A 6,157-nucleotide genomic window follows, 5' to 3' on the forward strand; every position below is an offset into this window, starting at 1 on the left:
GGTCTCGTAGGTTCCATCACCATTACCATCGAGCGAGATCGTGGTGCGGGAGGGCCAGTTGGCGGACCCGGAACCGGAGTAGACGTTGACGTAGAGGCGGGCCCACTGGATGTTCGTGAACGTAGGGATTGCAAACCGCTGGTCAAAGTCCCGTACAGTCACATCATCACTGGTGGGCTGGTCGGCAAACGGTACCGGCTGGAACGAACCCACGTACAGGTCACCGGAGACGGTGCCGTTCTTCGTATTGGCCAGGAGGAGCCGCGACCCGGTGACCGGGCTGACCGTGACGAGGTTCTTCTTAACCGTGGTGTTGGTCCCGTCTGCACTGGTGGCGGACAGGGTGACGTTGTACGTGCCTGCCGTGGTGTAGGTGTGGAGCGGGTTCTGCTCGGCCGATGGCGTGCTGTAGTCGCCGAAGTCCCACGACCGCGCGGTTATGGTCCCGGCGCTCTCGTCCGTGAACTGGACGGCGAGCGGCCAGGTACCGCTCACGGGGGTGGCGGTGAAGGCCACGACCGGGCCGGAGGTTGCCTCTGCCCCGGTGACCGTGATATATGCGGTCTTCGACTCCGTAGCAGATCCGTACGCGTTCGTTGCGGTGAGGTTGACGGTGAACGTCCCGGCTGCGGTATAAGTGTACACCGGGTTCTTCTCGGTGCTGTCGATGGTGCCGTCGTTGTTAAAGTCCCACTGCCAGCCGGTTGCCCCGTACGAAAGATCCGTAAACTGGACTGATACGGGTGCGGTGCCGGAGGTTGCGTTTGCGGAGAACGAGGCCGAGGGGGGCGCCTCGTAGGTGAGTTCCAGGATGGCGGCGGCGAGGTTGATGTAGGAACCATCATACGTGACACCCAGTTCGTTAGTACCGTCATGCAGGGCGTCTGTGACGTCGTAATACCGGAACGCGGGATCCGCCCCGCCGCTCCCGATGAGTGCGGCAGACTGTGCGTCAAAGCGAATGCTGTTCTGGTTATTGTCGTTGCCGGAGGGCAGGATTGTCATCACCTTTGCCGAGGAAACACCGGCTGTTGTCACGTTGTTGAACATGGCGTAGGCGATATGCGATTCATCTGTCGCGCCATAGAGTGTGTCACACCCTTCGTCCAGCCAGATCTTTCGGTACGGTTCGCTGGTATCTTCGTACACCACGACAAGAACGGCACCGTAGAGCCCACCGCTCGGTGCCGATGCGGTGATGAGTGCGGTATTGCCATCCTTGTTAAAGTACGGTGTCACGTCATAGACTGCCTGGCCGTTATAATTCGGGCTGTATATCGGGCCGTCGCCATAGAAGGCAACCTGGTCCACGGTGTTGCCGTTGAACTGGACTGCAAGGCCGGGGTTGTCGTTGTTGCTCCAGGTGTATGACTGGTAGAGCCGGGCTGATCTGACGGTTGCCGTGGCCGGGACCGGCAGGGTATCAGCCGACCATTGCGCTGTTGTGGAATACCATCCGCCGTCGGTCTGGTACCCGGAACCCAGTGCAGAGACAACGGTCACGTTCCCTTCCGTGAAGTTCCCTGTTTCAAGATCATATCCGGTATAGTACCTGCCGCCCAAGTAGTATCCCGATCCGTACGAGCCGCCCCGGACAACCGTCAGCGGTGTCGAGTAGGTGTTGTTGGTCTCGTCAGTCTCCGCGAGTGCGTTCTCTGTATCGAGTGTGATGGTGAGCGGGATAGTATCACCCAGTACCCGGGATGCAATCGGGTCGGTGACGCTGATCGTGGTGCTGCTTCCTGCGGCAAGCGAAGTGATATCAAAGGTCGATGGCGTGCCGTTCAGGGTGAAGTTGGCCTTGAACGCGCCGGCATCGCCCGTGCCCAGGTTCACGATGGTGGCGGTTACGATATTAGCGATCCGGGGTGTGGGGGAACTGACAGAATTGATGGTAAGGTCTGGAGTCCCCGTCACAACAGATCCTGCCGGTTCGTTCACCACCGGTTCGCTGTCGGCCAGCTGTCGCACGAAAATCCAATCGTAGTAACTGTAATAACCCACACTTGAAATTTGTGATGCCACATATACAGGTAATGTTGCGCTCAGTGCCGCTTCATTTGTATACCGTGGATTCACTCTGTCAGTTACGGTAATATGGGTTGAATTCCAGGTCATCTCCCCAGTACGGTATTCATTGATATTCCAGTAGTATCCATAAAGGGAGGATAACGCATAATTGGTAGCTACTGAATTGATTTTTTTATAAAATGTTTCTTGATAAGAATTGATAACTCTGAACTGAACGTAATCGCTTGTGATCGCATAATCCTGGAAACCTAAATATTGGATATATTGATACAGGTTCCCGCGGAACCCAATCGATGCATTCTGGCTGAATTTTGTATTTGACTGGAGTTTTGTCGTACCTGTCAGACGTAACTTCGAATCGCTCACTGAATACCCAGTACCGGAAGAAACCGTCCACTTGTCCGTGTTCAGTGACGATCCCTCGAAATCATCGAAGAGGGCAAAGGTGGCAGCGCCGTCGGCTGCACTCCCGATGGTGGGATTCCCGTAATAGATATCCACGGGAACGGTGTTCGCATACCCTGCCGGGATTGACGGTATCTTGACCCAGAAGATGGCGTTGTCCGTGCCGGTAGGGGTCTCCATCCAGTAGCTCAGTTCGGTGCCGTCACTCAGGGCAAATCGGACATCGTTGAACGTGGGCTGGGCGATGCCCGGCAGGTGGATGTTCTCAGATGAATCCAATCCGGTCACGTTATAGAGTACGAATTTCACTTGGTAATCCGTGAGATCGGTTGCGGCCCCGTGGATGTTTGCGGTATACTTAGACGTGAAACTACCCGTGTCGATGGTCGCCGCGGCCACTGGCACCGCCAGCACCGTGAGCGCCACGAGTAGACCGATGAGAATGAACCGGTGCCAACGTCCGGCTGCCAAACCTCTTCGGGCAGGGGTGGCGGGCGTGTTCGATGAGCGGTTCTGGGCCACAGACAGGCAGCCGGGTACGCGGACAGGATAGCACTTCATGCAACATACACCATAGAAATTAAAATCAATCGATCAATTGGTAGAATCTGATGTTACATTAATTAATCTAAATGATATTTGGTGATACATTTTTAAAAAAAGTGTGAAACATTAAGGCGCAGGGTGGATGTCGATCATTCCAGCCGGGTGAAAAATTCCGTCATCGGGAGATGCTGAATCAGGGAAATATTATCCCGCTGCTCCAGCACTATTCTCTCCGTGTTTTCGGGATGTAAAAGTAAAAATTCCGGTGATAATTTAAGGGGAAGCCGTTGGCAGGTACTAATCTGGATCCACAGGTCGCGGGGGAAGGAAAATGATCCGCAGGTGAGGGAACCGTGTTCCCGCCCGCATCCCGGTTCAGTAAAGCCGGATATCCGAAAGGACCGGGCATTGCCGGTAAAAAAAAGGGATGGGTTAATAGGTGATCTTCAGGATCGCTACTGCCAGTTTATACCATGATTTGGTCGGGTCCCGGTCATAGCGGAAAACGTTAGTGCCGGATAATACTGAACCCGAACCAACAGCATACTGGTTGAGCCGGGCATAACTGTTCGATCCGATCGTTGTCGGGGCAAGTGTCCCTGCTGCTCCATTCCAGCCGTAAATCCCGTTTGCCGATGCGATGTCATCAGTGTACAGAGTTACATTTGTGATTCCGGTTGTCGTTGCTACGGCAAATGTGGTTTCACCCACATATGCATCATCGGCGCTGGTACTTGGGTCATGCCCCTCGTTGATCCAGTACTTGATCTCCGGTGAATTCCACCCATACACCAGCTTTGCCTCCTTGATACGGCCGTCGAACCTGTCGCTTACGTTGGTGGTATTGATGTACAGCGTCATGCTCGTACTGTTCATATAATCCTTTACATCGAAGACCGAGACATAGTCGCTTGTTACCCGGCAGAGGCCGGTACCCGTTGTTACGAAGGGTGCCGAGAGGCCGTCTGCGCAGGTCCACCCAGCAGTCTGATCATAATCAAGATTGAGCGGCTGCGCGTTTGCCAGGACAACATCGCCCACACCGGGCCGTGTCAGGGTGATCGTCTCCGTTCCCTGCCAGTTGGCGGTCATGTTTGCCGTATATGCTACGACATACAACCGGGCGAACTGGATGCGCTCCGTCTGGAGGGCAGAAAATGTTGCCGTGGTGTTGTCGTTGTTGATCGGGTTGTCGGTCTTCCAGGTATTGGCGAACTTGGCATCCACGCCCCCGGTAACGGTACCGGAGATTCCATTTGTGGTCTTAAGAGTTTCTCCATTCCATACACTATCCGCCGACACCACGCCGGCAAGCGACAGCATCCCCACAAGCACCAGCGCCATCATGAGCGCGAATGACCTGCGCGGCTTTGCTCCGCCTTTGAGCAGGTACGAAAACCTGCCGAGTCTTGATTCAATTCGTTTTGATTCCATAAAGATTGCCTCGTGTCCGTAGGGCCAGTTACGGACGGGCATCCCTCTGGCGCCAGCTGAACCGGTTACGAACACGATCTCATTTGCGTAAGATCTATTAATACGTTTTTAAATATTTGTAGCACTTGATTTTACGATTTTTTTTTTTGGTAATACTGAACCGGGTTGGCGGGGATATGGTGAAAGATACATTATGCGCGTGATTATGAAGAGGGGTCACTCGGTCATGCACTCCCGTGGTTGTTGTGCCATCGGAACGAATGACTGAGTTGTACCGGCACCGGGACGGGTTAATGTCGGGATTCTTTTTCACCAGGACATACTCAGTAGCCCTGCCCTTCTTATCCCGTTTCAGGAAAATACCCTTCGTGCAAAGATCATTCAGGTCCCGGAGAGCAGTCCGATCAATTGCACCGGTAAGTTCCCGGTACGCTTTGTTCGTGATTACACCCTGCTCCCTGACATACCGCACGGCCTGAACCTGCCGGTTTGAAAGTCCCCGTGCGAGGAGCCGCTCATCCGCGTAGAAATCTTTGGCAAAGGTCACGCTGAACCAATCCGGATGCGCAGAAAACTCCGGCTCGGGAATCCCGTGGTTCTGACAAAGGGTAATCATGCGGCTTGTCCCCGTGCCCCACTTCTCCAGCAATTCACCATAATAAAAGACCTGGGCGAGCAGTGTATTCCGTGGCAGTGAACGATGGTCATCCTGCCGGAGTTCATCGACCGTCATCCCCTCCGGAAGGCCCCGGGGTTCGTAATAATACGTGGTATCGTTGGCAGTATCAACGGGAAACGTGTTCTCACCAGGGCTCCGACCGGGAATACGTTTCATACATTCATACCGTAAATCGGGGGGCCGGGGAATAGCAGGATGAATAGTCCCTGTGCATGGGGGAAGTCCGGGTGCAATCGTATATACCGGCATACGAAAAATAAAAAGACCAATACTTTTTATTACCATAACAATACATTCTCATACTGATGGGGAGGTGGTGAATAACACAGAAAAAACCCAATACCACGCGCAGGCTCGAATTTGTAGTTAGTTTCTTTTTTTTTCATTGTCATCTCCTGTCCGCAATGCGGGAAAAAACGCTCCCGGAAAAATCCGGGCGCCCCGCAGGAACCGGCCGACAGGATGCGGGGAATTGACCCTCCCCGCACCTGGTCCGGTGAACCAGGACGATCCAGCCCGATTTTTTGAACTTTTTTAATTGCAAAGGATCATTATCCGGAAAAACCGGTTCAGGCTGCGGCGTGATGACGGGCACCTTGTCGGGCAACCAGCGCTCACCATCCACTCGCAGACCGGGCATACAAATCCCTCATCCCTCAACCACCCCTTCATGTCTTTTTAAGAATCCGGCAGGGTGCTGCTTCACAGATACAGGTCAATCAACCGGCCGCGCCCGCAAGAGGGCATTGTATCATCAGGAATACTGTTGGGATCAGTTTAAAAATAATTCTGCATCTTCTCAAAGAGCGCCAGCTGATCATGTACCCGTTCACTCTTCTCTTTCCCGATGCAATCCACGATCTCCGTGAATGGCATTGCCAGCGTGTAGTGATTCACAGGTCGGCCTTTCGTTGCAGGGAAAACCTTGCGACGTTGTACCCATCCGCGGTCCCGGCGAGGACAAGGATAAGGTTCCGGTTTTCCATGTAATCTCCCTTGGTCTTCGTGATAACACTCCCAGTACCGGCCCGGTTTCCTGATTGCCGGATCTGTGCCGATACA

Annotated in this window: 3 protein-coding genes; all 3 read right to left on the bottom strand. The window is 53.9% G+C overall.

From position 1 onward, the window contains the following. Window positions 1–2,997 (bottom strand): DUF2341 domain-containing protein (locus tag LUQ43_RS13270; RefSeq protein ID WP_299968549.1); only part of this gene is annotated, 2,997 nt, incomplete at its 3' end. A gap of 417 nt (window positions 2,998–3,414) precedes the next feature. Further along, entirely contained in the window at window positions 3,415–4,416 is a 1,002-nt protein-coding gene (locus LUQ43_RS13275) for a DUF3344 domain-containing protein (RefSeq protein ID WP_299968551.1), read from the bottom strand. Between the two features lie 97 nt (window positions 4,417–4,513). Beyond that, entirely contained in the window at window positions 4,514–5,251 is a 738-nt protein-coding gene (locus LUQ43_RS13280; RefSeq protein WP_299968553.1) for an ATP-binding protein, read from the bottom strand. Between the last annotated feature and the right edge of the window lie 906 nt (window positions 5,252–6,157).

This window comes from Methanoregula sp. (assembly GCF_028679125.1).
In the GTDB taxonomy this organism is placed as follows: domain Archaea; phylum Halobacteriota; class Methanomicrobia; order Methanomicrobiales; family Methanospirillaceae; genus Methanoregula.

Excerpts from the sequence above, each read along its gene's own strand:
- LUQ43_RS13280 (WP_299968553.1), bottom strand. The coding sequence starts at position 5,251 with ATGAAACGTATTCCCGGTCGGAGCCCTGGTGAGAACACGTTTCCCGTT.
- LUQ43_RS13275 (WP_299968551.1), bottom strand. The coding sequence starts at position 4,416 with ATGGAATCAAAACGAATTGAATCAAGACTCGGCAGGTTTTCGTACCTG.